This is a genomic window from Candidatus Propionivibrio aalborgensis, assembly GCF_900089945.1.
In the GTDB taxonomy this organism is placed as follows: Bacteria; Pseudomonadota; Gammaproteobacteria; order Burkholderiales; family Rhodocyclaceae; genus Propionivibrio; species Propionivibrio aalborgensis.
Genome location: NZ_FLQY01000165.1, coordinates 1 through 1,673, shown reverse-complemented (window position 1 = coordinate 1,673; position 1,673 = coordinate 1). Strand labels below are relative to the sequence as shown.

General features: G+C 61.3%; 2 protein-coding genes and 1 pseudogene. All 3 read left to right on the top strand.

The annotated features are described in order from the left end of the window. Positions 1 to 449 (top strand): transposase (locus PROAA_RS09020; RefSeq protein ID WP_222102185.1); only part of this gene is annotated, 449 nt, incomplete at its 5' end. After that, on the top strand, positions 446 to 784 hold the full coding sequence (tnpB, locus tag PROAA_RS09015; RefSeq protein ID WP_186411028.1) for an IS66 family insertion sequence element accessory protein TnpB: 339 nt from the start codon (positions 446 to 448) through the stop codon (positions 782 to 784). The genes PROAA_RS09020 and tnpB, both read left to right, overlap by 4 nt. 193 nt (positions 785 to 977) lie before the next feature. Further along, a pseudogene (tnpC, locus tag PROAA_RS09010) lies at positions 978 to 1,673 on the top strand (IS66 family transposase); the annotation flags it as partial.

The window sequence follows — 1,673 nt, the reverse complement described above, 5'->3', positions numbered from 1 at the left end:
GGTGTTCCGCAGGAGACCATCGTGTCCACGATAGATTAGGTGGACACATGGACACTACGGTAGTTTTGCCGCGGCCGTCGCGAGGTCGTCGCCGGCACACGAACGAATTCAAGGCGCAAGTGGTTGCTGCCTGTTTGCAGCCGGGCGTATCGATTGCGGGGGTGGCATTGGTCAACGGGCTCAATGCCAATTTGTTGTGGAACTGGGTGCAAGCGCATCGTGACCGGCAAGCTGTCGGCGTACCGATGAGGCTCGGAAGGGACGATCGTACTGAGCCGGCGCACTGTTCGCCGCCCACCCTGGTTCCCGTCAGTTTGCAGACGGAGGATGCCCCTTCTTGCGGCGGCATCCAGATCGAAATCCGGCGTCAGGAAACGGTCTTCCAGATCGCCTGGCCCGCATCGGAAGTGGCGGTTTGTGCGCAGTGGTTGCGCGAGGTCTTGGGGTGATCCGTCCCGATCAGGTCTGGCTGGCCATCGAAGCGGTGGATATGCGCATGGGTATTGATGGCCTGTCGCTCAAGATCCAGCAGGCTCTGGGGCGATCCCCGTGTGACGGCACCGCCTATGCGTTTCGCAATCGAAACGGCACGCGCATCAAGGTGCTGATCTGGGACGGGACCGGTGTCTGGTTGTGCGTGCGGCGTTTGCATCAGGGTCGCTTTACCTGGCCGCAGAGCCATGACGCCACCTGCACCCTGAGCCTGGCCGAATGGCGCTGGCTGACGACGGGTGTCGACTGGCGCCGATTGCAGGCCAAACCATCCGCGCACTGGCGGGTTTGAGGCAAATAAAGATGCCGTAAAACCCGTATCTGCAAGGGTTTAGCGTTATCTGTATGGTATAATACGACCCATGCATTCGACCACCGACCGGGGCCATGAACTGCCCGATTTAATCCTGCCGGAGGCGGTTCGGGCGCATCTCTCGGCATTGCAATCTCAGCTCGCTGAACGCGATGCCACGCTGGTTGAACGCGACGCCGAACTCAAGCGGCGCGAGCTGAAGATCGCGCAACTCACCCTCGAACTGGCGCATCATAAGCGCATCCGCTTTGGCTGCAAGAGCGAAGCCCTGTCGCCCGAGCAACGCGACTTGTTTATCGAGGCCAGCGATGAAGATGGCGCCGCCATCGTCGCCGAACTGGAACAACAACAGAAACCAGCGAACGCGCCGCGTCAGTACAAACGCACCGGCCGCAATCCCTTCCCGCCTGAATTGCCCCGCATCGAGCATCGCCACGAACCGGAATCCTGCACCTGTGGCGACTGTGGCCGTGATCTGGTCAAGATCGGTGAAGACATCAGCGAGCAGCTGGACGTCGAACCGGCCCGTTTCTTCGTCCATCGTCACATTCGCCCACAGTATGCCTGCCGCAGCTGCGAAACCATCACCGCCGCACCGGTGCCTGCCGCCATCATCGATGGCGGCTTGGCCGCCCCAGGACTCCACGCGTGGGTCTTGATCCAGAAGTATCTGGATCATCTGCCCTTGTATCGCATCGAGAAGATCAGCGACCGTCACGGCGTGTCGATTGCCCGCTCGACGCTGGCGCAGTGGGTGGGGCAGTTGGGGGTGAGCCTGCAACCCTTGGTGGATCGGCTGACGGCGTTGCTCTTGCGGGGCAAGGTACTGCATGCCGATGAAACGCCAGTGCAGCAGCTTGATCCGGGG